General features: G+C 65.4%; 25 protein-coding genes. 15 read left to right on the plus strand and 10 right to left on the minus strand.

All coding sequences use genetic code 11. The annotated features are described in order from the left end of the window. The first annotated feature begins 3 nt into the window (after nt 1-3). From BJ6T_RS05610 to BJ6T_RS05630, 5 genes are all read left to right on the plus strand, one after another. On the plus strand, nt 4-762 hold the full coding sequence (locus BJ6T_RS05610; RefSeq protein WP_014491326.1) for an ATP-binding cassette domain-containing protein: 759 nt from the start codon (nt 4-6) through the stop codon (nt 760-762). Next, nucleotides 762-1,844 carry an ABC transporter permease gene (locus tag BJ6T_RS05615; protein WP_014491327.1) on the plus strand — a complete coding sequence of 361 codons (1,083 nt, stop codon included), beginning with the start codon at nt 762-764 and terminating at the stop codon, nt 1,842-1,844. Before BJ6T_RS05610 ends, BJ6T_RS05615 begins: the two co-directional genes overlap by 1 nt. A gap of 94 nt (nt 1,845-1,938) precedes the next feature. Further along, nucleotides 1,939-2,871, plus strand: a complete 933-nt coding sequence (locus tag BJ6T_RS05620) for a sugar-binding protein (RefSeq protein WP_014491328.1) — start codon at nt 1,939-1,941, stop codon at nt 2,869-2,871. 106 nt (nt 2,872-2,977) lie between these two features. Then, a complete protein-coding gene (locus BJ6T_RS05625; RefSeq protein WP_014491329.1) occupies nt 2,978-3,955 on the plus strand; it encodes an aldo/keto reductase in 978 nt (325 codons plus the stop codon). A gap of 4 nt (nt 3,956-3,959) precedes the next feature. After that, nucleotides 3,960-4,802, plus strand: coding sequence for an amidohydrolase family protein (locus BJ6T_RS05630; RefSeq protein WP_014491330.1), 843 nt, complete (start codon nt 3,960-3,962; stop codon nt 4,800-4,802). 201 nt (nt 4,803-5,003) lie between these two features. Here BJ6T_RS05630 and BJ6T_RS05635 read toward each other — a convergent pair whose 3' ends face one another. The 4 genes from BJ6T_RS05635 to BJ6T_RS05650 form a co-directional block, all read right to left on the minus strand. After that, entirely contained in the window at nt 5,004-5,369 is a 366-nt protein-coding gene (locus BJ6T_RS05635) for a nuclear transport factor 2 family protein (protein ID WP_014491331.1), read from the minus strand. Nucleotides 5,370-5,524: 155 nt separating this feature from the next. Then, nucleotides 5,525-5,875: a RidA family protein gene (locus BJ6T_RS05640; protein ID WP_014491332.1), complete on the minus strand. Its 351-nt coding sequence runs from the start codon at nt 5,873-5,875 to the stop codon at nt 5,525-5,527. A gap of 80 nt (nt 5,876-5,955) precedes the next feature. Next, nucleotides 5,956-6,864 carry a CE1 family esterase gene (locus BJ6T_RS05645; RefSeq protein WP_028169975.1) on the minus strand — a complete coding sequence of 303 codons (909 nt, stop codon included), beginning with the start codon at nt 6,862-6,864 and terminating at the stop codon, nt 5,956-5,958. Between the two features lie 3 nt (nt 6,865-6,867). Next, on the minus strand, nt 6,868-8,538 hold the full coding sequence (locus tag BJ6T_RS05650) for an FAD-binding dehydrogenase (protein WP_014491334.1): 1,671 nt from the start codon (nt 8,536-8,538) through the stop codon (nt 6,868-6,870). Nucleotides 8,539-8,787: 249 nt separating this feature from the next. Here BJ6T_RS05650 and BJ6T_RS05655 point away from each other — a divergent pair, with 249 nt between their 5' ends. The 5 genes from BJ6T_RS05655 to BJ6T_RS05675 all read left to right on the plus strand — a co-directional run bounded on the left by BJ6T_RS05655 (nt 8,788) and on the right by BJ6T_RS05675 (nt 13,292). Beyond that, on the plus strand, nt 8,788-9,309 hold the full coding sequence (locus BJ6T_RS05655) for a Clp protease/crotonase-like domain-containing protein (protein WP_014491335.1): 522 nt from the start codon (nt 8,788-8,790) through the stop codon (nt 9,307-9,309). A gap of 121 nt (nt 9,310-9,430) precedes the next feature. Continuing rightward, nucleotides 9,431-9,625, plus strand: coding sequence for a hypothetical protein (locus BJ6T_RS05660; protein ID WP_028160269.1), 195 nt, complete (start codon nt 9,431-9,433; stop codon nt 9,623-9,625). 24 nt (nt 9,626-9,649) lie between these two features. Further along, nucleotides 9,650-10,240: an SCO family protein gene (locus BJ6T_RS05665; protein WP_014491337.1), complete on the plus strand. Its 591-nt coding sequence runs from the start codon at nt 9,650-9,652 to the stop codon at nt 10,238-10,240. Nucleotides 10,241-10,487: 247 nt separating this feature from the next. Further along, nucleotides 10,488-11,423, plus strand: coding sequence for an ABC transporter substrate-binding protein (locus tag BJ6T_RS05670; RefSeq protein WP_028169977.1), 936 nt, complete (start codon nt 10,488-10,490; stop codon nt 11,421-11,423). Between the two features lie 225 nt (nt 11,424-11,648). Further along, nucleotides 11,649-13,292: a lysine--tRNA ligase gene (locus BJ6T_RS05675; RefSeq protein ID WP_014491339.1), complete on the plus strand. Its 1,644-nt coding sequence runs from the start codon at nt 11,649-11,651 to the stop codon at nt 13,290-13,292. Nucleotides 13,293-13,436: 144 nt separating this feature from the next. Here BJ6T_RS05675 and BJ6T_RS05680 read toward each other — a convergent pair whose 3' ends face one another. Continuing rightward, nucleotides 13,437-14,090, minus strand: a complete 654-nt coding sequence (locus BJ6T_RS05680) for a S24 family peptidase (protein WP_014491340.1) — start codon at nt 14,088-14,090, stop codon at nt 13,437-13,439. Between the two features lie 293 nt (nt 14,091-14,383). Here BJ6T_RS05680 and BJ6T_RS05685 point away from each other — a divergent pair, with 293 nt between their 5' ends. Both BJ6T_RS05685 and BJ6T_RS05690 read left to right on the plus strand, forming a co-directional pair. After that, nucleotides 14,384-14,728: a DUF952 domain-containing protein gene (locus tag BJ6T_RS05685; RefSeq protein WP_014491341.1), complete on the plus strand. Its 345-nt coding sequence runs from the start codon at nt 14,384-14,386 to the stop codon at nt 14,726-14,728. After that, a complete protein-coding gene (locus BJ6T_RS05690; RefSeq protein WP_014491342.1) occupies nt 14,725-15,822 on the plus strand; it encodes a quinone-dependent dihydroorotate dehydrogenase in 1,098 nt (365 codons plus the stop codon). The genes BJ6T_RS05685 and BJ6T_RS05690 overlap by 4 nt, the downstream gene beginning before the upstream one ends. A gap of 135 nt (nt 15,823-15,957) precedes the next feature. Here the strand turns inward: BJ6T_RS05690 and BJ6T_RS05695 are convergent, their stop codons facing one another. The 5 genes from BJ6T_RS05695 to BJ6T_RS05715 all read right to left on the minus strand — a co-directional run bounded on the left by BJ6T_RS05695 (nt 15,958) and on the right by BJ6T_RS05715 (nt 21,141). Beyond that, on the minus strand, nt 15,958-17,283 hold the full coding sequence (locus BJ6T_RS05695; RefSeq protein ID WP_014491343.1) for an MATE family efflux transporter: 1,326 nt from the start codon (nt 17,281-17,283) through the stop codon (nt 15,958-15,960). Between the two features lies 1 nt (nt 17,284). Beyond that, a complete protein-coding gene (locus BJ6T_RS05700) occupies nt 17,285-18,019 on the minus strand; it encodes an MBL fold metallo-hydrolase (protein ID WP_014491344.1) in 735 nt (244 codons plus the stop codon). 22 nt (nt 18,020-18,041) lie between these two features. Further along, nucleotides 18,042-18,347, minus strand: a complete 306-nt coding sequence (locus BJ6T_RS05705) for a DUF6460 domain-containing protein (RefSeq protein ID WP_014491345.1) — start codon at nt 18,345-18,347, stop codon at nt 18,042-18,044. Nucleotides 18,348-18,418: 71 nt separating this feature from the next. Next, nucleotides 18,419-20,107 carry an ATP-dependent DNA ligase gene (locus BJ6T_RS05710; RefSeq protein WP_014491346.1) on the minus strand — a complete coding sequence of 563 codons (1,689 nt, stop codon included), beginning with the start codon at nt 20,105-20,107 and terminating at the stop codon, nt 18,419-18,421. Continuing rightward, complete coding sequence (locus BJ6T_RS05715; protein WP_039228845.1) at nt 20,104-21,141, minus strand: ligase-associated DNA damage response exonuclease; 1,038 nt, start codon at nt 21,139-21,141, stop codon at nt 20,104-20,106. Before BJ6T_RS05715 ends, BJ6T_RS05710 begins: the two co-directional genes overlap by 4 nt. Nucleotides 21,142-21,274: 133 nt before the next feature. Here BJ6T_RS05715 and BJ6T_RS05720 point away from each other — a divergent pair, with 133 nt between their 5' ends. The 3 genes from BJ6T_RS05720 to BJ6T_RS05730 all read left to right on the plus strand — a co-directional run bounded on the left by BJ6T_RS05720 (nt 21,275) and on the right by BJ6T_RS05730 (nt 26,282). Further along, nucleotides 21,275-22,201: a class I SAM-dependent DNA methyltransferase gene (locus BJ6T_RS05720; protein WP_028169979.1), complete on the plus strand. Its 927-nt coding sequence runs from the start codon at nt 21,275-21,277 to the stop codon at nt 22,199-22,201. A gap of 116 nt (nt 22,202-22,317) precedes the next feature. After that, a complete protein-coding gene (locus BJ6T_RS05725) occupies nt 22,318-23,547 on the plus strand; it encodes an ABC transporter substrate-binding protein (protein ID WP_014491349.1) in 1,230 nt (409 codons plus the stop codon). Between the two features lie 158 nt (nt 23,548-23,705). Continuing rightward, complete coding sequence (locus tag BJ6T_RS05730) at nt 23,706-26,282, plus strand: ligase-associated DNA damage response DEXH box helicase (RefSeq protein ID WP_014491350.1); 2,577 nt, start codon at nt 23,706-23,708, stop codon at nt 26,280-26,282. Nucleotides 26,283-26,311 lie beyond the last annotated feature (29 nt).

Here is a 26,311-nt window from a genome sequence, read left to right on the forward strand (position 1 = left end):
CTGATGACAAAGGCTGAAGCGACACCGGTCCTCGAGCTGACCGGCATCGGCAAGGAGTTCGGCGCAATCCGCGCGCTGCACGGCGTCGACCTGCAGGTCCAGCCCGGCGAGGTCGTCGGCCTGATGGGCGACAACGGCGCGGGCAAGTCCACGCTGGTCAAGATCATCGCCGGCAATTTCCGTCCCAGCCATGGCGAGATCCGCTTTGCCGGCAACGCTGTCCATTTCAACCGGCCCGTCGATGCCCGCGGCGTCGGCATCGAGGTCGTCTACCAGGACCTCGCGCTCGCCGACAATCTGACGGCTGCTGCCAACGTCTTCCTCGGCCGCGAGTTGAAGCGCAGGTTCGGCCCGCTCGCATTGCTCGACCACAAGGCGATGGCGGCGCGTGCGCTGGAGCTGTTCGGCGAATTGCGCTCGGAGACGCGGCCCGACGATCTCGTCAAGCAGATGTCCGGCGGCCAGCGCCAGGCGGTTGCGATCGCGCGGACGCGCCTCTCCAACGCGCGGCTGGTCATGATGGACGAGCCGACTGCCGCGATCTCGGTGCGCCAGGTCGAGCAGGTGCTCGGCCTGATCCACCGGCTGAAGGAGCAGGGCGTCGCCGTCATGCTGATCTCGCACCGCATGCCCGATGTGTTCGCGGTGTGCGACCGCGTGATCGTCATGCGCCGCGGCGAGAAGCGGGCCGACAAGCCGATCCACCAGACGTCGCCCGAGGAAGTCACCGCACTGATCACCGGCGCGAAGGAGGCGGCGTGATGGCCATGCCCTTGGAATCTCCGATCAGCTTCACCAATGTCGGCCGGATCAGATGGTGGCAGCGCGGCATCTTCGCCTCCCAGACCGGCTATGTCCTGCTCGCGCTGGCGATGCTGCTGGTGGTGATGCATTTCGCCAGCCCCTATTTCTTCACCGAAGGCAACATGCAGAACGTGGCGAAGAATTTCTCGTTCATCGCCATCGCCACCCTCGGCGTCACCTTCGTGATCATCACCGGCGGCATCGATTTGTCGGTCGGCTCGATGATGTGCTTCTCCGCCATGATCACCTCGATGGTCATGACCGAGCTGTCGGCGCCCGGCTCGCCCGCAGGCTCGTTGTTCGTGCATATGGCCGCTGACGGCAAGACCGTGCTGGCCAACGTGCCGGGTCTGATCCTGCTGATCTCGATCCTCGCGGGGCTCGGCGTCGCGCTGATCGCGGGCCTCGTCAACGGCTTCTGTATCGCCGTGCTCGGCCTGTCGCCCTTCGTCACCACGCTTGGCATGCTCTCGATCGTGCGTGGGCTCGGCTATGTCGTCTCCAACGGCCGCGGCAGTTTTCCGGGCGGGCCGGACGCTGATTACTTCTACGCGCTCACCTCGGGCGACGTGCTCGGCGTGCCGGTGCCCTTCATCTACCTCGTGGTCCTCGCGATGGCGATGGCCGTGGTCCTGCACCACAGCTCGTTCGGCCGCCACGTGTTCGCGCTCGGGGGCAACGAGAAGGCGGCCGAGCTCACGGGCATACCCGTCGTGCGGGTGAAGATCGAGGTCTATGTGATCTGCGCGCTTGCCGCGGGGCTCCAGGGCATCATCATCTCCGGCTGGCTCGGATCGGCGCCCGCCAACATGGCGACGTCCTACGAGCTCAACGTGATCGCGGCGGCCGTCATCGGCGGCGCCAACCTCGCCGGCGGCATCGGTGGTCCGTTGGGGGCCATCGTCGGCTGCGTGCTGCTGGAAGTGATCCGCAACGGCCTCGTGCTGGCACAGGTCAGCTCCTACTGGCAGCAGACGCTGGTCGGCGTGATCATCATCCTGGCCGTGCTGGTCGACCGCATCCGCTCGCGGATGACCTGAAATGACGTCGTTCCGGGAGGGCAACGAAAATGTCGCCTGTCCGCTCCCCGGACGATCCTGAGAGGATGGGCGCCAGAGAAGGGTGGAGGAAACAATGAGGAAACTTCTTCTTGCCGGCATCGCCGTCGCGATGATGGCGACGCCGACGTTTGCCGCGAACTACCGTTTCGTGATCGTGCCCAAGGCGATGAACAATCCGTTCTTCGATTTCGCGCGCGACGGCTGCCTGAAGCGTGCCAAGGAGCTCGGTAACGTCGAGTGCATCTACAAGGGGCCGGTGGAGCATGAGCCGGCGACGCAGGCGCAGATCATCCAGGACTTCGTCACCCAGAAGGTCGACGGCCTCGCCATCTCGGTCGCCGACGTTGCGGCCATGACAAAGTCGATCGAGGCGGCGACCGCGGCCGGCATCCCCGTCATCACCTTCGATGCCGATGCGCCTGGCTCCAAGCGGATCGCCTATATCGGCACCAACAACAAGGAGTTCGGCGTCGCGCTCGGCAAGGAGCTCTTGAAGCTGCGGCCCGATGGCGGCAAATACGCGATGGTCTCGGGCGGTCCGGGCGCCAAGAATCTCGCCGAGCGCGTCGACGGCGTCCGCGAGGCGCTGAAGGGCTCGAAATGGACCGAGGTCGCGGGCTCACCGACCTTCTGCAACGACGATCCGGCGCTGGCGGTCCAGCAGATGACGGATATGCGCACCGCAACGCCCGACCTCGCCGCCATCGTTCCCATCGGCGGCTGGCCGATGTTCGCCCCCGAAGGCTTCAAGGCTTTCGCCTCCAGGAACAAGAAGGACATCGACGCCGGCAAGTTCACGCTGGTCGTCGCCGATACGCTGAAGATGCAGCTTGAACTGCTGCGCGACGGCTATGCCAATGCGCTGGTCGGCCAGCGTCCGTTCGAGATGGGCGAGAAGGCGATGGACACGCTGCTCGCCATCAAGAAGGGCGAGAAGGTGCCCGAGATCGTCTATACCGGCCTCGATCTCGTGACCAAGGACAACGTTGCGCAGATGTTGAAGTAGGAGCGCTGCCAGCCCCGTGCTCCTGCGCGCCTCTCCCGCTTGCGGTTTCCGCAAGCGGGAGAGATGATTGGACGGTTGGAAGGAAGACTTTTGGAAGGCAATGGGAATGAAACGGTCGCGGCTCGGCTCCCTCGACGTCACCTCAATCGGTCTCGGTTCGGCCCCGCTCGGCGGATTGTTCACCGCCGTCAGCGATGCCGATGCGCTCGCCACGATCGAGCGCGCCTGGTCGGCCGGCATCCGCTTCTACGATACCGCGCCGCTCTACGGCTTTGGCCTCGCCGAACGGCGGATCGGCGCCTTCCTGCGGCAGCAGCCGCGCGACTCCTACGTCATCTCGACCAAGGTCGGTCGCCTGCTGCGCGCGCCTGATGGCGCCGCCGCCGAGGACGCGCACTACAAGGGCACGTCGCGCGAGCGGCCGGTGTTCGACTTCTCCCATGACGGCGTGATGCGTTCGGTGGAGGAGAGCCTGACGCGCCTTGGGCTCGACCGCATCGATGTCCTGCTCGTGCATGATCCCGACGATCACTATGACGACGCCGTGGCCGGCGCCTTCCGCGCGCTCCAGCGCCTGCGCGCCGACGGCACGGTCAAGGCGATCGGTGCCGGCATGAACCAGTCGGAAATGTTGGTCCGTTTTGCCCAGGCCGTTCCGGTCGACTGCTTCCTGCTCGCCGGCCGCTACACGCTGCTCGACCAGGGCGCGCTGGATGCGCTGTTTCCGGTCTGCCGCGAGAGGAACATCGGCATCCTGCTCGGCGGCATCTACAACAGCGGCATTCTGGCCAATCCGCATCCCGGCGCGAAGTTCAACTATCAGGACGCCGACGCGGCGCTGATCGCGCGTGCGCTCGAGCTAGACGAGCTCTGCCGCAAGCACGGGACCGAGCTGAAGGCCGCCGCGCTCCAGTTCTGCATGGCCCATCCGGCGGTCACAATTGCCGTGCTGGGCGCGCGCAACGCCGCGGAAGTTTCCGACAACATCACGATGTCGGAGAAGACGGTGCCGCAAGCCTTCTGGCAGGAGCTGCGTGCGCGCAAGCTCGTCGATGCGCGCGCGCCGTTGCCGGGGGGAGCGTGAGGGCATGATCATCGACGGCCATCAGCATTTCTGGGATCCGTCGCGCGCCGACTATCCCTGGATGGACGCGCCGGAATTGGCCTCGATCCGCCACGCCTTCGGCCCCGCCGATCTCGCGCCGCTGTTGAAAGCAAACGGCATCGACGCGAGCATATTGGTGCAGTGCCGCTCCGCGCTGGAGGAGACCGAGGAATTCTTGCGGATCGCGCATGCGGCACCCTCGGTGATTGGCGTCGTCGGCTGGGCCGATCTGACGGACGGTGCGCTTGGCGATACGCTCGACCGCTTGCGCGCCTCGCCCGGCGGCGACAAGCTGGCCGGCATTCGTCACCAGGTGCATGACGAGGCCGATCCGGACTGGTTGCTGCGCGAGGACGTTCAACGCGGCCTCACCGCAACGTTCGCCCGCGATCTCGCCTACGATTTCCTCGTCCGCACCCGCGAATTGCCCGCCGCGATCGCAACTGCACAGGCCTTTCCGCAAGCGCGTTTCGTGCTTGACCACGCCGCAAAGCCGCCGATCGCCGATGGCGGAAGCGCCGAATGGGCCGATCGCATCGCGGCTCTCGCGGCCTGCGGCAATGTCTGGTGCAAGATTTCGGGCCTCGCGACGGAAGCGGTGTGGCGTGACTGGGATGCGGAGCGACTGTTTCCGTTCGTCAAACATGCCGCAACATGTTTTGGCGAGGATCGCCTGATCTTCGGTTCGGACTGGCCGGTGTGTCTGCTTGCCGGGAGTTATGGCGAGATCAAGCGAGCGCTGGAAGCGTGCCTGGCGAAGCTTGGGCCGCAGGTGCGGGACAAGGCGTTCGGGGTGAATGCGAAGACTGCGTATCGGTTGCCTTGATTGCAGTCGATGCGGGCTTCTTTCTTCCTTCTCCCCTTGTGGGAGAAGGTGGCGCGAAGCGCCGGATGAGGGGTATGCCTCCGCGAACTCAACTCTCAAGATTCTCGCGCGGAGAGATACCCCTCACCCCAGTGAGCCTGCGTCTGCGAGCGGAGATGCCCTCTCCCGCAAGGGGAGAGGGCACAGCAACGGGCAGTGTCGTTACGCGCTCGCGGGCACCTGGTCCAGAAATCCCGTGATGCTCCTGATGCGGCCGTCCTTCAGCACGGCGAAGTCGGTGCCCTTGATAGGGCTGTCGACACCGTCGGGACCCAGGCCCCACGAAAAGCGAACGTGTTCGCCGTAGCCGTTGGGCTCGCCGATCAGCGTGAACTTGAAGTCGGGGAAACGCTGCTGCACGCCCGCGATCAGCGCGTCGATGCCGTCCCGGCCATCGCCCTTCATCAGGGGATCGACATAGCTCGCATCCGCCGTCCAGTTTTCGCTGAGCAGTTCGCGACGGCGGCCTGCGGCGCGCTCGTTCCAGAGCTCGATGTAGCGGCGGGCGATGGTGACGGGGTCGGTCATGGTGCTCTCCTTCGATGGCGCCGTGTTCGGCTGTCTCGACTATCGAAGGTTCGCACGCGCAGATCGATTACCTCGGAGGTCATGCATACGCAGAAAAGAAGCGCGATGATGCTCTCATCGCGCTTCGGACGTTCGCAATGATCTCAGCGCGAAATTTACTTCGCCGCGGTGACCATGATCTCGACGGTGTACTGAGCCGCCGCGAGCTTGGCTTCGACGGTGGCGCGAGCCGGGGTGTTGCCGGGCGAGACCCAGGCGTCCCACACCGCGTTCATCTCGGCAAAGGTCTTCATGTCGGTGATGTAGATCGTGGCCGAGAGCAGCTTCGACTTGTCGGTGCCGGCCTTGGCGAGATGGCTGTCGATGGTCGCCAGGATGTCCTGGGTCTGCTTCGTGACGCTTTCACCGGCGGCCTTGTTGGCGACGACTCCGGCGAGATAGACGGTGTTGCCGTGCACGACGACCTGGCTCATGCGCGGGCCGGTTTCGAAACGCTGAATGCTCATTGGGGGATCTCCTGGTGGGAATGGCGGCCCTGTCTAACCCAGCGCTCTACTGTATGCCACCCCGCCAATGCATGCGTCGTTTACGGAAACTGACTGAAGAACGACCAGATCGTTTCGGCGCCGTCGATGTCGCGGTTCTGCGGCCCGAGCAGGCTGGTTGCAATCTTCGGGAAGCGGGCATCCGGAGCGAAGCCGGGCATGCGGTGGCCGCCATGGTTGATGCGATAGAGCACGACGTCGTGCCCTTTGGGACAGCGTGAGGAGATCCGTGTGACCGTGGACTGGTCCGCCGGCGCTTTCTCGGGCAAGTCGGTCACCTCGGCGTCGTCGGTCTCGCAGCCATTGAGCTTGCGCCAGAAGGCCAGCGTCTCTTCGGTGGACCAGAATCCGTCTGCGGCATAATAGCTCGATCCGCGTCCGCCCTCGTAGGGGACCAGCGGGTCGGCCGTGCCGTTGATGAGCAGCATCGGCAGCGGCCGCGATGGATGACAGGTGACTGCGGTCTCATCCGTGAGGTTCATGATCACGCTCGCGCCCGCCGCAAACAGATCGGCGCGCGCGCAAACCAGCGTCATCGCCATGGCGCCGCCATTGGAGATGCCGGCGACATAGACGCGCTTCGGGTCGGCGGTGCCATTCGTCACCAGCGTCTCGACCAGCTTTGCGATGAAGGCGACGTCGTCGGTGCCCTCGGGCGGGCCGCGGAGCGCCGGTCCAGCCTTCGTCCGCGCATCGGCCCAGGCATGGTTGAGCCCGTCGGGAAAGACCACGGCAAAACCTTCGCGCTTGGCGACCTGCGGCCACGCCGTTCGCGCGACCATGTCGGCGCCGCGCTGGGTCTTGCCGTGCAGCACGACCACGAGCGGCACCAGCCGCTTCGCCGGCAGTTGCGCGGTGTACGATCGCTTCACGCCGTGTGTCTCGGCGGATGCAGCAGAAGCTGCGGCCAATGCCGCAAGAAGCGCCCCGATCTGCATCCACCTCCGCATGATCTAGCCCACGGCCTTCGCCGCGGCACGGCCGGCATTGCGGCCCGAGAACAGGCAACCGCCGAGGAAGGTGCCTTCCAGCGAACGATAGCCGTGCACGCCGCCGCCGCCGAAGCCTGCGGCTTCGCCGACCGCATAGAGGCCGGGAATGACGCTGCCCTCGCTGCCGAACACGCGCGAGTCGAGATCGGTCTCGAAACCGCCGAGCGTCTTGCGGGTGAGGATGTTGAGCTTGACCGCGATCAGCGGCCCCTGCGCGGGATCGAGGATGCGATGCGGAGAGGCGGTGCGGATCAGCTTGTCGCCGATATAGCGCCGCGCATTGTGGATGTTCATCACCTGCGCATCCTTGACGTAGGGATTGGCGATCTCGCGGTCGCGCGCCTCGATCTGCATCCTGACGTGCTCGAGTTTGAGGAGGTCGCTGCCGGCGAGCTTGTTCATGGCCGCGACGAGATCCTCGATCTTGTCGCGTACGATGAAGTCGACACCATGGCTTTTGAATGCCTCCACCGGCGCCGGCGCGCCCTTGTTGGTGGCGCGGCGCAGGGTCATCCGCCAGCTCTTGCCGGTCAGATCAGGATTCTGCTCCGAGCCCGACAGCGCAAATTCCTTCTTGATGATGCTCTGGGTCAGGATGAACCAGGAATAATCATAGCCCGTGGACATGATGTACTGGAGCTGGCCGAGCGTGTCGGAGCCGGGAAACAACGGCGCCGGCAGCCGCGTGCCTGTTGCGTCGAACCACATCGAGGATGGGCCGGGCAGGATGCGGATGCCGTGGCGCGGCCAGATCGGATTCCAGTTCTGGATGCCTTCGACATAATGCCACATACGGTCGCGGTTGATCAGCCGCGCGCCCGATTTCTCGGTGATGCCGATCATGCGGCCGTCGACATGCTCGGGCACGCCGGAGATCATGAACTTCGGCGGCTCGCCAAGCCGCTTCGGCCAGTTCTGCCGCACCAGCTCGTGATTGCCGCCGATGCCGCCGGACGCCACGATCACGGCCTGCGCCTTCAGCGCGAACTCGCCGACCACGTTGCGCGACGAGCTCTTGCCACGTTCGACATTGTCAGGGGCGAGCACGGCGCCGCTGATGCCGTCCACCGTGCCGTTGGTGATGGAGAGCGCATCGACGCGATGGCGGAACCTGAAGGTCAGCCGGCCGCTCTTCATGGCCTCGCGCGCGCGGCGCTCGAACGGTTCGACGATGCCGGGGCCGGTTCCCCAGGTGACGTGGAAGCGCGGCACCGAATTGCCGTGGCCCATCGCGTCGTAGCCGCCGCGCTCGGCCCAGCCGACCACCGGGAAGATGCGATGCCCCATCGCGCGCAGCCAGTCGCGTTTCTCGCCCGCCGCAAACGCCACATAGGCCTCGGCCCACTGGCGCGGCCAGAAATCCTCGTCGCGGTCGAAGCCGGCGGTGCCGATCCAGTCCTGCATGGCGAGGTCGAAGGAGTCCTTGATGCCGAGCCGGCGCTGCTCGGGAGAGTTGACCAGGAACAGGCCGCCGAACGACCAGAACGCCTGGCCGCCGAGCGACTGCTCGCCCTCCTGGTCGACCACGATCACCCGCTTGCCGGCATCGGCAATTTCGGTTGCGGCCACCAGTCCCGATAGTCCCGCACCGACGACGATGACGTCTGTCTGCTCTACCAAGTGTTCGGCCATTAGTTCCCCCCTGTAGTTGTCCGGATTGAAGCCAGCCGTTGCAACTGAGATCAAGGGCTTGGCGCGTAAGGCATCGTTAACTTGTTCCAGTTTGGGACCGAGTCGGGCCTGGTGCAGCGCGGGCGCAACACTGGATTTGAATTTGTTTTGAGCCAGCCGGCGTGCCTAGACAAAACCACGGTTACGACCGACGCTAGCAACACATCACCACCTGACACGCAGATTCGAATTCGACTGGGGCGGGGGACAATGAAGTTTCTGACGGGGTTGCTCGCGGCGGTTCTCCTGATCGCGGGCATGGGGGCTTCCCACGCAGTGGTTCGGATTGCGGATGACCGCGGTGGCCGGATCGGAACCTACGTCGACAGATACCAGGATCTGCGGCAATCGGGCGACACCGTCATCATCGACGGCCTCTGTGCCTCGGCCTGCACCATCGTCCTCGGCGCCATCCCGCGCGACCGCATCTGCGTGACGTCACATGCCACGCTCGGCTTCCACGCCGCCTGGGATTTCGGCACCAACGGCCGCGCCGTCACCAATCCCGAAGCGACCCAGATGCTCTATGCGATGTATCCCTCGCAGGTGAAGCGCTGGATCAACCAGCGCGGCGGCCTCACCCCGCACATGCTCTTCCTGAGGGGCAAGCAGCTCCAGGCCATGTACAAGCCCTGCTACCTCGACGCGCAGGCCTCGACCAACCGACCCCTGCGCCGGGCTCTCCCGCAAGCGGAAGAGCTGGAGTCCGCTCGGGGCCAGCTGCTTCGCTGACGTCATCGGCACGATCTGATTCAAGGAAGCATTCCTTGGAACACCCGCGGCGCTTGCCCGGGCCCGGGCCAACGCCTATTTGAATGGCAAGGGAACCGGGGCCTTCGCCCCGATCGTTGTCATGGCTCAACCACTGCACCCGGCCCAACCGCTACAGGACAATTCGCCCACTGCCGGCCGGCTGCCGTTCGTGCTGCTGTTGGCTGGCGCGGGGATCGGCGGTCTGGTCGTGCTCGGCGCGCTGGCGCTCTGGTTCCACTACGGCAGCCAGGTGTTCTTCGAAATGATCAGGACCGGCTTTGCCGCCTGCTTCTGACCTGCGACAGGAAGTTTTCCGCTCATGAGCTCCACCGCCCGTCCGCTGGTGATCGCGACCGCCTTCGCTGCAAGCCTCGTCGTCGGACTGCTGATCGTTTTCTGGGCGATGGGCGGGGTCAGCAAGGTGGCGCAGCCCGCCGCGATCGGCGGCCCGTTCCAGCTCACCGACCAGCACGGCAAGGCCGTCACCGACAAGAACCTGAAGGGCAAGCCGACCCTGATCTTCTTCGGCTACACCCATTGCCCCGACGTCTGCCCGACTTCGTTGTTCGAGATCTCGGAGGTGCTGCGCGCGATGGGCAAGGATGCCGACAAGGTCAATGCCGTCTTCATCTCGGTCGATCCCGAGCGCGATACGCCGGCGACGATGAAGGACTATCTGTCGAGCTTCGACCCGCACCTCGAAGGGCTCAGCGGCGACCCCGCCGAGACCGCCAAGGTGATCACCTCCTACCGGGTCTATGCCAAGAAGGTCCCGACCAAGGACGGCGACTACACCATGGACCACACCGCGCTGATCTACCTGATGGACCGCGACGGGCGGTTCGTATCGCCGTTCAACATGAAGCGGACGCCGGAAGAGGCCGCGGCCGATTTGAAGCGGTATCTCTAGGTGTTTGGCGGAATGATCGCGCGGCGTTCTCGGTGTAACCTCTCCCGCTTGCGGGAGAGGTCGGCGCAAAGCGCCGGGTGAGGGCTCTCTCCTCTTGGTGATTGTCCCTCTGTGGAGACACCCTCTCCCCAACCCTCCCCCGCAAGCGGGGGAGGGAGCGCACCCAGCCCGCAATCGGCGCTCGCGTTCCCGGCGGGATGGTCTATAACGCCCTCCGATCCCAACGGAATTTGTTCATTTCCCGCCGATGGTCCCGTCGCGACAGGCAAAATCGTCCAAAACCGTGCGCCGCGTCCTGACCGGGCTGGTCGTCGGTGCTTGCCTCCTCGCAGGCCTGACCGGCGCAGACGCGCAGGCGCCCGCCAAGCAGCCCCCGGCGGCGCCCCAGGCCACGCCGCAGGTCGCCCCTCAAGCCGCCCCCCAGGCCGTGCCCGGCTTCTGGGACCCGCGGCGGCGGCCGGAGCGGCCCGACCTGTCGCGCCTGACCGTGATCCGCTTCCTGACCGAGACCGACTATCCGCCGTTCAACTACACCGGCGCCGACGGCAATCCGGCCGGTTTCAACGTCGATCTCGCCCGCGCGCTGTGCGAGGAGATCAAGGTCACCTGCACGGTGCAGATGCGCCGTTTCGAGACGCTGGTCGACGCGCTCTCCTCCAACCGGGGCGATGCCATCATCGCCTCGATGGCGGTGAGTCCGCAGCTGCGCGCCCGCGTCGATTTCACCGATCCCTATTACCGCGTGCCGGCGCGCTTCGCCTCGCGCAAGGATGCGGTGATGCCGGAGATCCGGCCCGAATATCTCGAGGGCAAGAAAGTCGGCGTCATCGCCGGCTCCGCGCACGAAGCGTACCTCAAGGCGATGTTCACCGACGCCGAGCTGCACCCCTATCCCAACGACGACGCGATGCGCACCGCCTTGCGCAAGGGCGAGGTCGACTTCATCTTCGGCGACGCCATCTCGCTGGCGTTCTGGATCAACGGCACGGATTCCGGCGATTGCTGCGCCTTCTCCGGCGGCCCCTTCGTCGAGAGCCGCTTCTTCGGCGAGGGCATCGGCATCGCCGTGCGCAAGGGCAACGACGTGCTGCGCCAGGCCCTGAACTGGGCCCTGTTCCGCGTCTGGGAGAAAGGCCGCTACACCGATCTGTGGCTGCGGTATTTCTCGGTGAGCCCGTTCTGAGCTCTTCACCTCGCCCCGCTTGAGGGGAGAGGTTGGAATTCAAGCGCAGCTTGAATTCCGGGTGAGGGGGACTCTCCGCGAGTCCAACGCTCACCGTGAGCGTGGAAGCCCCTCACCCCAACCCTCTCCCCGTAAGAACGGGGAGAGGGAGCAAGCGCGGCGATCACCCCGCAAAATTGCATTCTGCCCGGAAATCGCTATTTTCCGCGGCCCGGAGGCCCCTGAATGTCTGTCATCGATCTTGCCGCGAACCCGAGCGATCTGCGTGCACTCGCCGAACAATCCAACGCCTGGCCGTTCGAGCAGGCGAAGGCCATTGTCGCGCGGCTGAAGAAGAGCCCGAAGGACGAGGTGCTGTTCGAGACCGGCTACGGCCCGTCCGGCCTGCCGCATATCGGCACGTTCGGTGAGGTCGCGCGCACCTCGATGGTGCGCCATGCCTTCCGCGTGCTCACCGAGGACAAGATCAAGACGCGCCTGCTCGCCTTCTCCGACGACATGGACGGGTTTCGGAAAGTGCCCGACAACGTCCCCAACAAGGAGATGCTGGCTGCGCATCTCGGCAAGCCGCTGACGCGGGTGCCGGATCCGTTCTCCAACGAGTACCCGTCGTTCGGGCACCACAACAACGCGCGGCTGCGCGCGTTCCTCGATCATTTCGGCTTCGACTACGAGTTCGCGAGCTCGACCGACTATTATACGTCCGGCCGCTTCGACGCGACGTTGCTGAAGATGCTCGCCGCCTACGACAAGGTGATGGCGATCATCCTGCCGACGCTCGGCCCCGATCGCCGCGCGACCTATTCGCCGTTCCTGCCGATCAGCAAGACCACCGGTGTCGTGTTGCAAGTGCCGATGATCCGCCGCGACGTCGAGGCCGGCACCGTGACCTATGTCGATCCCGACACCAACCAGGAAGTCGAGACGCCCGTCACCGGCGGCAACGTCAAGTGCCAGTGGAAGGCCGACTGGGCGATGCGCTGGGTCGCGCTCGGCGTCGACTACGAGATGGCCGGCAAGGATCTCATCGACTCCGTGAAGCTGTCCGGCGCGATCGCCAGGGCGCTCGGCGCCACGCCGCCCGAAGGTTTCAACTACGAGCTTTTCCTCGACGAGAAGGGCCAGAAGATCTCGAAGTCGAAGGGCAACGGCCTCACCATCGACGAATGGCTGCGCTACGCTTCGCCGGAATCGCTGTCGCTGTTCATGTATCGCGAGCCGAAGGCGGCCAAGCGGCTGTATTTCGACGTCATCCCGCGCAATGTCGACGACTACCAGCAGTTCGTCGATGGCTTTGCAAAGCAGGATGGCAAGCAGCAGCTTGGCAATCCGGTCTGGCACATCCACAACGGCCATCCGCCGAAGGGCGACATGCCCGTCACGTTCCAGCTCCTCTTGACGCTGGTGTCATCGTCGAACGCGGAGAATGCCGAGACGCTGTGGGGCTTCATCGGCCGCTATCGTCCCGGCGTCAGCCCGCAGACGCATCCGAAGCTCGATGCGATGGTCGGCTATGCCATCAACTATTATCGTGACTTCGTGGCGCCGACGAAGCAGTTCCGCGAGCCGACCGAGGTTGAGCGCGCCGCGTTGCAGGATCTGCGCGATGCGCTGTCGCAGCTTCCGCAGGAATCCTCAGCCGAGGACATCCAGAACGTCGTCTACGAGATCGGCCGCCGCGAGCCGTTCCTCGACCAGGTCAAGAAGGGCAAGGACGGCCGTCCGGGCGTGACGCTCGACTGGTTCAACATGCTCTACCAGGTGCTGCTCGGGCAGGAGAAGGGCCCGCGCTTCGGCTCCTTCGTTGCGGTCTACGGCGTGCAGAACGCGGTCAACATGATCGACGGCGCACTGGCGCGAAGCGCGTAGCCGTACTCTCACTGTCATCGTCCGCCTTGTGCGCAATTGCGCGCTCGGGCGGACGATCCAGTATTCCGGCGGCGTTCGTGATTGAACCGAAACGCTGCGGCGTATTGGATTTCCCGCTTTCGCGGGGAAATGACAGCGGGATGCTCACTGGCTCGCCCACACGATTCGCGCGATCCAGCCGACGTCGCTCGGCGCCATCGTGTGCTCGGCCTGCGATGCATTGAGCGGCTGCAATTCCAGTGCCTTTGCCGTGCGGCGCTTCAGCGTCGCGACCGTCACCTCGCCCGCCTTGGTCTTCACCACCACGCGATCGCCTCTGCGGATCGGCGCGCGGGGCGAGATCAGGATGACGTCGCCGTCGCGATAGGCGGGGGCAAGCGCATCGCCGGAAATCTCCAGGGCAAAGGCGCGACTGTCCTCGGCGGTTGGAAGCGCAAGTTCGGTCCAGCCCTTGCCGGATGGAAAACCGGACTCGTCGAAAGCGCCGCTCGCGCCGGCTAGCGCGAGGCCGAGCAGCGGCACCGAGCGGCCGTCGCTGGCGTCGTCACCGATCAACCCGGCAAAGGTGTCCATCGAGGAGCCGGCCGCCGCCAGCGCTTTCGCGATCGATTCGGTGGATGGCCAGCGCTCGCGCCCGTCGGGAGTGACTCGCTTGGACTTGTTGAAGGTGGTGGGATCGAGCCCGGCCCGCTTGGCGAGGCCGGACGGCGAAAGACCGGCACGCTCCGCCAGCCGATCCAGCGCTCCCCAGATCTGGTCATGAGTCAGTATCCTCTGCGCTTTGGCCTGTCTGACCATGGAAGGTCCAGCCCGTCGCAACTCAGGAAAACTGTCCTCAAATCAACCGGTTTTCCGTTTTTCGCGCAAGGGGTGGTGGGGGAAGCATTTTCAAGCGAAGCGGATACCGGTTCGCATCAGGAAAACGCGTCAAAACAAGAATTTAAAGCCCCGTTCCGATTTCATCGGAACGGAAATGGCTCTAAGCCTTGAGTTCGGAGGGGGCGGCCATTACGGTCGCGCCCGGGTTTTGAGGACCCGCACGAGACGAAAAAACCCAAAAGACTCAAAGAGCAAACAAGGCTGCGTGAGCGGTGGTCAAGATCTACAAAATCTGTCCGGCCTCGGCCTGGCGCGAGGCGGAACGGCAGGGTGTCTACCGGGGCAGCGCGGACGATTCGCGCGACGGTTTCATCCATTTTTCGACCGCGCCTCAGGTTCCCGAGACCTTGCGCAAGCACTATTTCGGGCAGCGCGCGCTGTTCCTGGTCGAGGTCGATTGCGACGCGCTCGGCAGCGAATTGCGCTGGGAGCGCTCGCGCAATGACGAGCTGTTTCCGCACCTCTATGGCGAGCTCGATCTCGGCGCGGTGCTGTCGGTGATGAACCTCAACATGCGCTCCGATGGCGGCCACGACGTTCCGGAGCTTAACCCGTGATCCGCGCCTTCGACGCCTTTTCGCTGCCGGTGCTGCGCTGGCTCGATCCGGAAGATGCGCATCGCCTCGCGATCCAGGGCCTGCGCTTCCTGCCGCCGGTCAAGCCGCGGCCTGACGATCCCAAGCTGGCAGTGCGTGCCTTCGGGCTCAACTTCCCCAATCCGATCGGCATGGCCGCGGGCTTCGACAAGAGCGCCGAGGTGCCGGATGCGTTGCTGCGGCTCGGCTTCGGCTTCGTCGAGATCGGTTCGGTGACGCCGAAGCCGCAAAGCGGCAATCCGCGGCCGCGGCTGTTTCGTCTGGAGCGCGACGAGGCCGTGATCAACCGCATGGGCTTCAACAATGACGGCGCTGAAGTCGCGCTGCGCAGGCTCGCGGCGCGTGCGCAGCACGGCGGCATCATCGGGGTCAATGTCGGCGCCAACAAGGATTCGCCGGATCGCGTCGGCGATTACGTCAAGCTGATCGAGACCTTTGCGCCGGTCGCGAGCTATTTCACCGTCAACGTCTCCTCGCCGAACACGCCGGGTCTGCGCAATTTGCAGGAAGGTGCGCTGCTGGACGATCTCCTCGCCAGGGTAATCGACGCGCGCGAGCGGGTGCGCCAGAAGGCCGGCGACACGCCGGTGCTGCTCAAGATCGCGCCTGACCTCAGCCTCGCCCAGCTCGACGACGTCGTGCAGGTGGCGCGCTCGCGCCGGGTCGACGGCATGATCGTGTCGAACACGACGATCGCGCGGCCGAGCACGCTGCGTGAGGAAATGCGCGCCAAGGAGCAGGGTGGCCTGTCCGGCCGGCCGCTGTTCCGCCTGTCGACGCGCATGGTCGCGGAGACCTATGTGCGCGTCGAGGGCGCGTTCCCCTTGATCGGCGTCGGCGGCGTCGATTCCGGCGGCGCCGCGCTGACCAAGATCCGCGCCGGCGCGAGCCTGATCCAGCTCTATTCGTCGCTGGTCTACAAGGGACTCGGCCTCGTCGACGAGATCAAGCGTGATCTCACCTCGACGCTGCTCCGCACGGGGCGGGATTCGCTATCCGAAATCGTCGGCGCCGACGCGGCGACGCTGACGGCGGAAGACTGGCCGGGGATGTGAGGCGGTCTCATTCCCCTGATACAGCGCAGCGCGCCGGCTTCGGCGTGGTGCGCTGCTGATTCGGGGCCCACAGAAGCTAGGTCCGGCGCTGCGCGGCAGAGTTTCACGCCTGCAGCGCGTCCGGGACCACGAGAGCTACGATTTCGGAAACGTCGCCCGATACAACGCCGGATAGCGCGCGCCCTGCAAGCCGCCGCGTGCCACGTAGAACGCGATCAGCGCGCTCCACAGCCCGGCATTGCCGAACGATTGCAGCGCCCACCAGGCGCCGAGAAAGGTCGTGAACGATAACAGCATCAAATTGCGCATCTCGCGTGCCCAGGTCGCGCCGACATAGATGCCGTCGAAGCCGAAGGCGAACACGCCGGGGATCGGTGCAACCACGATGAACGGCAGGAATTCGCGCGCAGCGCGGCGGACGTCCTCGCTCGCTGTCATGACATTGATCAGGTTCGGCCCGAACAGCGCGAACAGCACCGCGACGACCAGCGCGAAGCCAAGGCCCCACAGCAGCACCAGCCGGGTCGAGTCCGCAAAGCCCCTGGAATCGCGTGCGCCAAACGTGCGCCCGCAGAGCTGCTGGGCTGCGTTCGCAAGACCGTCGAGGAAGAACGCGCTGACCAGCAGGAAATTGTTCAGCACGGAATTCGCCGCCAGCGTGACGTCACCGGCGCGTGCGCCCTTGGCGGTGAAGAACAGGAACACGGCAATCAGCGCCGCGGTGCGGATCATGATGTCGGAGTTCACCGCCAGCAGCCGCATCAGTTTTGCCCGGTCCAACAGCGTGGCGAGGGGCACCGCAAAGCCGCCATCCGCATAGCGCCGGCAGACGATCACGCCGAGCACGAAGCCAATCGTCTCCGAGAGCAGTGCGGCGATCGCCGCGCCCGCAATGCCGGTGTCGTAGACCAGCACCAGCAAGATCGTCGCCGCCATGTTGATGAGGTTGATGACGACCTGCAGCAGCAGTGCCGGATTGGCGCGCGCCTGTCCCACCAGCCAACCGAGAACGACGTAGTTGGCGAAGGCGAACGGCGACGACCAGATCCGGATCATGAAATAGGTCTTTGCCGCGCGCGTGACGCCTTCGCTGCCGCCCATCAGGTCGAACAGCGCGGTGGCCAGCGGCAATTGCAGCACGATCAGCGTGGCGCCGATCAGGCCCGCGACAATGAAGCCGCGCACCAGGATCACGGTCTGCTCGCGCGTTTCGCCCGCGCCCAGCGCCTGCGCGGTGAAGGCGAGTGTGCTCATGCGCAGGAAGCCGAACAGCCAGAACAGGCAGTCGAAGATGACGGAGGCCATCGCGACGCCGCCAAGTAGTGCGGCATCGTCGAGCCGCCCGATCGCGGTGGTCGAGACCACGCCGATCAGCGGCGTGGTGAGGTTCGCGACCATCGCGGGACCGGCGATGGCGAAGACCTGGCGGGAGCCTATCCCTAAGTGAACGGGCGCGTGCATGTCAGAACACGAGCACCATGCCGTCTTCGGCGGCGAGATGCGGGACGTCGTCCAGGCGCGACAGCATGTCGTCGCTCATATGGGTGAGGACAAGCCGCTTGGCGCCGATGGCGGGGAGGTGCTGTTCCAAGGTCTTCAGGCTGAGATGGTTCTTGACCACCTTCTCGTACATATAGGCTTCCGCAATGAAAAGGTCCGCGCCATGCGCCAGCGGAATGAGCGTCTCCGTCCATTCGGTGTCGGCGCTGTAGGCGAGCGTGCGGCCTTCGACCTCGACGCGGTAGGCCAAGAACGGCCCGCCGGATTCGCCGTGCACCACCGGGTAGGGCGTCACATTCACCCCGCCAAAGCTCTGGCTTCGCCCGGGCGCTAGTTCGATGAGGTTCAGCTCGAAATGCTGCTTGGTCTTCGAGGAGTGCTCGAACAGCGCCTCCATCACTTGGCCGAGCCGCGTCTCGAGGCCTTGCGGGCCCGCGATCGTCAGCGGCCGGGTCCGCCGCGAGAATTGCGCATCGAGCAGGACAAACGGCAGCCCGGCAAAATGGTCGCCGTGGAAATGCGTGATGAGAATGAGGTCGATCTCGTTGCGATCGATCTCGAGCCGCTTCAACGCCGGCAGCGCCGACGTGCCGCAATCTATCAGGAAGTTGGCCGCGCGCCCCGAGATGTGGAAGCAGGTGTTGAGCCTGCCGCCCGAGCCGAAGGCGTCGCCGCAGCCGACAAAGCGCAATTGCATCGGCTGCGGGCTCCCAAATCCTTTACCTGTTGCGCGGCGCGCCGAACACGCGCGAGAGCAGCCAGATCGGGATCACGATGACCGCGCCGAGCAGGAAGTAGCGCCACAGCCAGTTCACCGCGTCGAAGCCGAGATCCCACAGACGCTGGAACAGCAAGCGGATGCTGTAGATGATGTTCCAGGGATCGAAACCGATCGCGGCGAGCACGACGCCGACCAGGATCGAGAGCAGGACCAGGCGAAACGCGACCGCCAGCGGCGAGCCGCCGAGAAAGCGGTTCAGCCCATCGCTGCGGCCGGCCGGCAAATCTCTGACGTCTTGGACCATCTCAAACTCCTCGCGGGGATTCGCCCTATTATAGGTCACGGCGGGGCACATGGGGAACCCGCATTCCCTCGTCAATGGCTGTCGGCGGAAGCCGCAACCTTAATTGTTGGTAGGGATTCGTCAGCCTTCAGCATGTTTTCCAGCGTTTCCAACCGGTCGGCCTCGCGCGGCGGCTTGTCCCAGCGCAGCCGGCTGATGCGGGGAAAGCGCATGGCGACGCCGGATTTGTGCCGCGGGGAACGCTGCAGCCCCTCGAACGCCACCTCCAGCACCAGCCCCTTGTCACGCTCGTGCACGACATGGCGCACGGGGCCGAATTTCTCGGTGGTGTTGCGGCGGACGAAACGATCGATCTGCAAGAGCTCCTCGTCGGTGAAGCCGAAATAGGCTTTTCCGACCGGCACCAGCTCGTCGCCGGCTTCGCCTGCGGTCCAGACGCCGAAGGTGTAGTCGGAGTAATAGGACGAGCGCTTGCCGTGGCCGCGCTGGGCATACATCAGCACGGCGTCGATGATGTGCGGATCGCGCTTCCACTTCCACCACTGGCCCTTTGGCCGCCCCGGCAGGTAAGGCGCATCGCGCCGCTTCAACATGACGCCTTCGACGGCGTCGGCATCCGCCCCCGCGCCAGCACTCGCGGGATCGGCGCGCGCCGCGGTCAGCGCCTGCCAGCTTGCGAAGGGCACGGTGGGCGACAGGTCGATGCGGGGGTCGTCGAGCTTGCCGATGAACGTCTCCAGCCGTTCGCGCCGTTCCGCGAAGGGCAGCTCGCGCAGATCGTTCGCGTCGTCGCCGAGCAGATCGTAGGCGCGCAAATGGATCGGAAATTCCTTGATCAGCTTCGGCGAGACGACCTTGCGGTTGAGGCGCTGTTGCAAAACGTTGAAACTCTGCACGCGGCCTTCGCGCAGGATCAGAAGCTCGCCGTCGATCGCGCCCGCGAGCCGCAGCGACGGCACCAGGTCCGGGAAGCTCCCCGTGATGTCCTCACCGGTGCGCGAATAGAGCCGCGCCGTGATCTGCCCGCGCTCATCGCGGCCCGCCACCGCCTGCACGCGGATGCCGTCCCATTTCCATTCGGCGACGTAATCGGCGGGATCGAGCGCGGCGAAATCCGTGTCCTCGATCGCGTGCGCGAGCATCACCGGGCGGAACGGCGCGGGATCGCGATTGACCGGTTTTTCGCCGCGGCGTTCGAGCCAGGCGAACAGGTCGAGATAGGGAGGGCTGAGCCCCGGCCAGATCAGCTCGACTTCGTGCGGGTCCTTGTCGCCGAGCGCAGCAGCCGCGGTCTTCGCCAGCCGCGCGGAGATGCCGATGCGCAGCGCGCCGGTGACGAGCTTCAGCAGCGCCCAGCGGCCGGTCTCGTCGAGCTCGTCGAGCCAGCGTTCGAGCTGCTTCGGCAGCTCGGTCTTGCCGAGCGTGCGGAGCGTGGTGACGACGTCCGTGAGCGTCGGGGGAGGCGGGTTGTTGTGGGCTGCCATGGCCGCTTTCGGCCACATCAGCGCCACCGTCTCCGAGAGATCGCCGACGTAATCGTAGCTCAACCCGAACAGCACCTCATCCGTGCGCGACGCGATCAAATCGCGGATCAGTGCGGGCTTGGCATGCTTGAAGCTCAGCGCGCCTGTCAGCGCGGCCAGCGCGTAGCCGCGGTCGGGATCGCCGACCTCGCGGAAATAGCCGGTGATCAGCCGCAGCTTGTTGTTGCGGCCGGGCTCGTAGGCGAGGCGATCCAGCAGCTCGGCGAAGCGGTTCATGCTTCGGCCTCATCTTGAAGCGGCGTCTCGCTCTCCTCCTCGTCGCCATAGCCGACGAGATCGAGCGGCTGCGCGCGAAGACCTTGCGACTTGCACCAATGCACCAGCGCGTCTTCCTGGCCATGCGTCACCCAGATCTCGCCGGCGCCGGTCGCGGCGATGGTCGCGGTGAGGCCGTCCCAATCGGCGTGGTCGGAGATCACCAGCGGCAGCTCGATGCCGCGCTGCCGTGCGCGGGCACGCACCCGCATCCACCCCGAGGCAAAGGCGGTGACGGGGTCGGGAAAGCGCCGCGTCCAGAGGTCCGAGGTGGCCGACGGCGGCGCCAGCGTGATGGTGCCGGCAAGCGCCGCCTTCTTCACGCCCATCACCGGCCTGAGCTCGCCGAGATTGATCCGGCGGCTCTGATAGTACTCGGTGATCTTCTCCATCGCGCCATGCAGGTAGATCGGTGCTTCATAGCCGGCCTGTCGCAACAGCGCGATCACGCGCTGCGCCTTGCCGAGCGAATAGGCGCCGACCAGATGCGCGCGCTCGGGAAACAATGCAACGGAGGCCAGCAGCTTCCTCACCTCGTCGGCGGCATCGCCATGGCGAAACACCGGCAGGCCGAAGGTGGCTTCAGTGATGAAGACGTCGCAGGGCACGAGCTCGAACGGCGTGCAGGTCGGGTCGGGCGCATCCTTGTAGTCGCCGGAGGCGACGATGCAGGTGTCCTTGCAGGTCACGGCGATCTGCGCCGAGCCCAGCACATGACCGGCCGGATGAAACCTCACGCGGACGTCGCCGAGCCGGATCTCCTCGCCATAGCGGATTGCTTGCGTCGAGCCGGCAAAGTTCTCGCCATAGCGCAGCCGCATCATGTCGAGCGTTTCCTGCGTCGCCAGCACCGCGCCATGGCCGGCGCGGGCATGGTCGGAATGGCCGTGGGTGATCACGGCCCGCTCGACCGGGCGGACAGGGTCGATGTGGAAGTTGCCGGGCTTGCAGCACAGGCCGTCAGCAGTTGGCAGCAGGATGTCTTGCGGACGCATGTGCGTCATATAGGGAGCGGCCACCCCAAATGAACCCGTCATGCGCGGGCTTGACCCGCGCCTCCATCCTTTTAAAGAGTTCCCTTTTTGATGGATTGCCGGGTCGAGCCCGGCGATGACAATCGGTTCCCAGATGCCCCTGCGCCTGTTCCACTCCTCCGGCGATCTCATGGCCGACCGCCGTTTCGAGTTCGCGCGCGACCTCCAGCTCAAGGGCGATCTGCCCGCCGCCGCCGACCTCATCGAGCAGGCGATCGAGCTCGCGCCTGACTTCACCTCGGCCTGGTTCACGCTCGGCGAGATCCGCCAGCAGCTCGGCGAGCGCGACAAGGCGATTGCGGCGTTCCGGAAGGCATGCGACTGCGACCCCGAGGACCAGCACGGCGCCGGCCTGCATCTGATGCGGCTCGGCGACGCGCAGATGGCGGAGATGCCCAAGGCCTATGTGCAGGCGCTATTCGACCAGTACGCGCCGCGCTTCGAGCATGCGCTGATCAACGACCTCGGCTACCGCGCGCCGTCGCTGATCTTCAAGGCGGTGCTGGCCGCGCGCGTCGCCGCGAAGAAGCCGGCCTTCTTCAAGCGCACCATCGATCTCGGCTGCGGCACCGGGCTTGCGGCCGCCGCTTTCGCCAAGCAGGTCGATCATTTCATCGGCATCGATCTGTCGCCCGGCATGATCAAGGAGGCGCGCGCCACCGAGCTCTATGCGGAGCTCGAGGTCGCCGACATGATCGAAGGCCTGCGCACCAAGGGTGATGCGAGCGCGAACCTCGTCGTCGCCGCGGATGCGTTCGTCTATCTCTCCGATCTCGCGCCGGTGCTCATCGAAGCCAAGCGCGTGCTCGTATCCGGCGGCGTGCTCGCTTTCACGCTGGAGACGCATGACGGCGGCGGCATCGTGCTTGGCGAAGGCCTGCGTTATGCCCATTCGGCGGAATATGTGCGCGGCGCGATGGCGAACGCCGGGCTCAAGCTGCTGACAATGGAGCCGGCATCGCCACGCATCGAGAACAACGAGCCGGTGCGCGGTCTCGTCGTCGTCGCCGAGAAAACTTGAGTTTAGGCGCTAAACACCCTGCGATTTAAGCGTCATTGCGTCGCAAAGCGGCGTCTTCCTACTTGCGAGCCGTGCTGCGTTGCCAGCACAATGCGCGCACTAGGGAGAAACAAATAATGACCAAGAATCCATCGCGGCGCGATTTCAGCGCCGGTGCGCTCGCAACCATGGCAGCATCCACATTGCCCGCGCCTTACGTCTGGGCCGCCGAGAAGAAATACGATGCGGGCGCCAGCGACACCGAAATCAAGATCGGCCAGACCGTGCCGCATTCCGGGCCCGGCTCGCTGTACGGCGTGTTGGGGCGCATCGGCGAAGCCTATTTCCAGATGCTGAACGAGAAGGGCGGCATCAACGGCCGCAAGGTCAAGTTCCTCACCATGGACGATGCCTACAGCGCGCCGAAATGCGTCGAGGCGACGCGGCGCCTGGTCGAGCAGGAAGAGGTGCTGGCGCTCTATGGCTCGCTCGGCACCGCGCCACAGACCTCCGTGCACAAATACCTGAATTCGAAAGGCGTGCCGCAACTGTTGCTCAACACCGGCGCGTCGAAGTGGAACAATCCGAAAGAATTCAAATGGACGATGGCAGGCCTGCCGCTCTATCCGACCGAGGCGCGCATCCTGGCGCGGCACGTCGTCGCCGTGAAGCCGAACGCCAAGATCGGCATCCTCTACCAGAACGACGATTTCGGCCGCGACTTCCTGGGGCCGTTCAAGAAGGTGCTGGCTGATGCCGGCGGCACGGCGCAGGTGATCATGGAGCAGACCTACGATCTCACCGATCCGACGGTCGATTCCCAGCTCATCAATCTCTCGAAGTCGGGGGCTGACGTCTTCTACAACATCACTACCGGCAAGGCGACGTCGCAGTCGATCCGCAAGGTCGCCGAGCTCGGATGGAAGCCGCTGCAATTGTTGTCGGCCGGTTCGACCGGCCGCTCGATCCTCAATGCGGCGGGCCTGGAGAACGCGACCGGCATCGTCGCCATCCGCTACAACAAGGAAGTCGGCCTGCCCAAATGGGAGAAGGACCCGGACGTGATGGCGTTCGAGGAATTGCGCAAGAAGTACACGCCGGCGATCGATCAGGACAACACCATCGCCTTTGCCGGTTACGGCCAGGCCGTCACCATGGGCGAGATCCTGCGCCGCTGCGGCGACGATCTCACCCGCGCCAACGTGCTGAAGCAGGCGTCCACGCTCGCGGGCTTCCACTCGCCCTATTTCCTCGACGGCGTCACCTACAGCTACACGCCGGACGACTACACGCCGATGAAGACGCTCTTCATCTCCACCTTCAGCGGCAAGGACTGGGACATCTCCGACAAGCCGATGTCAGAGTAGGTGTGGGCAGAGTGCCGTAGGGTGGGCAAAGGCGCGTAGCGCCGTGCCCACCATCTCTCCCGGTGCTCGGGGCGAATGGTGGGCACGCTTCGCTTTGCCCACCCTACGGGACCTCCCACCCCTCGACGAACCCGCCCGCACGGCTTACCTGTGATGCCGTGCCGCCCCGCATCCTCAAAATCCCGGCCGAGCCGGCCACGCTGCTGCCCGACCGCTTCCAGGCGTGGTTCGCGGCCCGCGGCTGGTCGCCGCGTGAGCATCAGCTCGCGCTGCTGGACAAGGCCCGAGAGGATCGTTCCGCACTGCTGATAGCCCCCACCGGCGCGGGCAAGACGCTGGCGGGATTTCTGCCGACGCTGGTGGAGCTCTCGACGCAGCCGGTCGAACGGGGCGCAGGGGCGAAGCAAAGCCTCGTCTCCACCGGCCGCGATGTTCGCCGCAGCGATGGCCTGCATACGCTCTACATCTCGCCGCTGAAAGCGCTCGCCGTCGACATCGCCCGCAATCTCGAACGGCCGATTGCGGAGATGGGGCTGCCGATCAAGGTCGAGACGCGCACCGGCGATACACCGGTGTCGCGGCGGCAGCGCCAGCGGCGCTATCCGCCCGATATCCTGCTGACGACGCCTGAGCAGGTCGCGCTGCTGCTCTCCTCCGATGACGCGCCGTTCCTGTTCTCCTCGCTGCGACGCATAGTGCTCGACGAGCTCCACGCGCTGGTGACGTCCAAGCGCGGGGATCTGCTTTCGCTGGGGCTGGCGCGGCTCTGGCAGCTGGCGCCGCAGCTGCGCGCGATCGGCCTGTCGGCGACCGTGGCCGAGCCGGACCAGCTTGCGCGCTTCCTGGTGCCGCAGCCCGGCGGGAAGGAGGCGGCCGCCGACAGTGTCGTCGCCGGCGGTGCCGCGCCGCCGCTGGTCGAGATGCTGGATACGCGCGAACGCCTGCCCTGGGCCGGCCACAGCGCGCGCCACGCGCTTCCCGAAATCTACGAGCTGATCAAGGCCAACAGGACCACGCTTGTCTTCGTCAACACCCGCAGCCAGGCCGAGATGCTGTTCCAGAATCTCTGGAGCATGAACGACGACAACCTCGCGATCGCGCTGCATCACGGCTCGCTCGACGTCGCCCAGCGCCGCAAGGTCGAGGACGCGATGTCGGCGGGCAGACTGCGCGGCGTGGTCTGCACCTCCTCGCTCGATCTCGGCGTCGACTGGGGCGATGTCGATCTCGTCGTCAATATCGGAGCGCCAAAAGGTTCTTCGCGTCTGATGCAGCGGATCGGCCGCGCCAATCACCGCCTTGATGAAGCCTCGCGCGCGGTGCTGGTGCCGGCGAACCGGTTCGAGGTGCTGGAGTGCCGCGCCGCGATCGATGCGATCGCCGAGAATGCGCAGGATACGCCACCCTTGCGCACCGGCGCACTCGACGTGCTGGCCCAGCACGTGCTCGGCCGCGCCTGCGGCGAGCCGTTTCTGAGCGATGATCTCTACGGCGAGGTGCTCACGGCCGCGCCTTACTCAGATCTCGCCCGACAAGATTTCGACGACGTCGTCGATTTCGTCGCCTCCGGCGGCTACGCGCTGAAGACCTATGAGCGCTTCGCCCGCATCAAGCAGGACAAGCAGGGGCGCTGGCGCGTCGCCAATCCAAAGGTCCGGCAGAGCTATCGTCTCAATGTCGGCACCATCGTCGAGGAGCCGATGCTGAAGGTGCGGCTCGTTCGTGGGCGCTCCAGCGGCAGCGGCTCGACCGGTGCCATCGCGCGCGGCGGCCGCCTGCTCGGCGAAATCGAAGAATATTTTATCGAGGGCCTGACCGCCGGCGACACCTTTGTGTTCGGCGGCGAAGTCGTGCGCTATGAGGCGTTGGCCGAGGATCAGGTCTATGTCTCCCGCGCCAACGACAAAGACCCGAAAGTGCCGTCCTATATGGGCGGCAAATTTCCGCTCTCGACCTATCTTGCCGAGCGCGTGCGGCGCCTGCTCGACGACCGCCGTGCATGGAACGGTCTGCCTGAGCAGGTGCGCGACTGGCTGTCGTTGCAGAAAGACGTCTCACGTGTGCCGGGCGTGCGCGAACTGCTGGTCGAGACCTTTCCACGCGGCAACAAGCACTATCTCATTTGCTATCCCTTCGAGGGCAGGCTCGCGCACCAGACGCTGGGCATGCTGCTGACGCGGCGGCTGGAGCGGATGCGCGCCCGGCCGCTCGGCTTCGTCGCCAATGAATATGCGGTGGCGATCTGGGGGCTTGGCGATGCCTCCTTCATGATCCGCAACGGCCAGCTCGATCTCGACGCGCTGTTCAACCCGGACATGCTCGGGGACGATCTTGAAGCCTGGCTCGCGGAATCCGCGCTGATGAAGCGCACCTTTCGCAATTGCGCGCTGATCTCCGGCCTGATCGAGCGGCGCTTCACCAGCGAGGACAAGAGCCGCCGCCAGGTGCTGTTCTCGACCGATCTCGTCTACGACGTCCTGCGAAAGCACCAGGCCGATCACGTGTTGCTGCGCGCCGCCCGTGCCGATGCCGCCACCGGCCTGCTCGACCTGCGCCGTCTCGGCGCCATGCTTGCCCGCATCCAGGGCCGTATCACCCATCGGGAACTCGATCACGTCTCGCCGCTCGCCGTCCCCGTGATGCTGGAAATCGGCCGCGAGTCAGTTTATGGCGAAGCTGGCGACGAGCTGCTGGCGGAAGCCGCCGATGAGCTTGTCAAAGAGGCGATGGGATAAGAGCAGGTTTGGACGTGACGATAGGCGCG

This window comes from Bradyrhizobium japonicum USDA 6 (assembly GCF_000284375.1).
In the GTDB taxonomy this organism is placed as follows: Bacteria; Pseudomonadota; Alphaproteobacteria; order Rhizobiales; family Xanthobacteraceae; genus Bradyrhizobium; species Bradyrhizobium japonicum.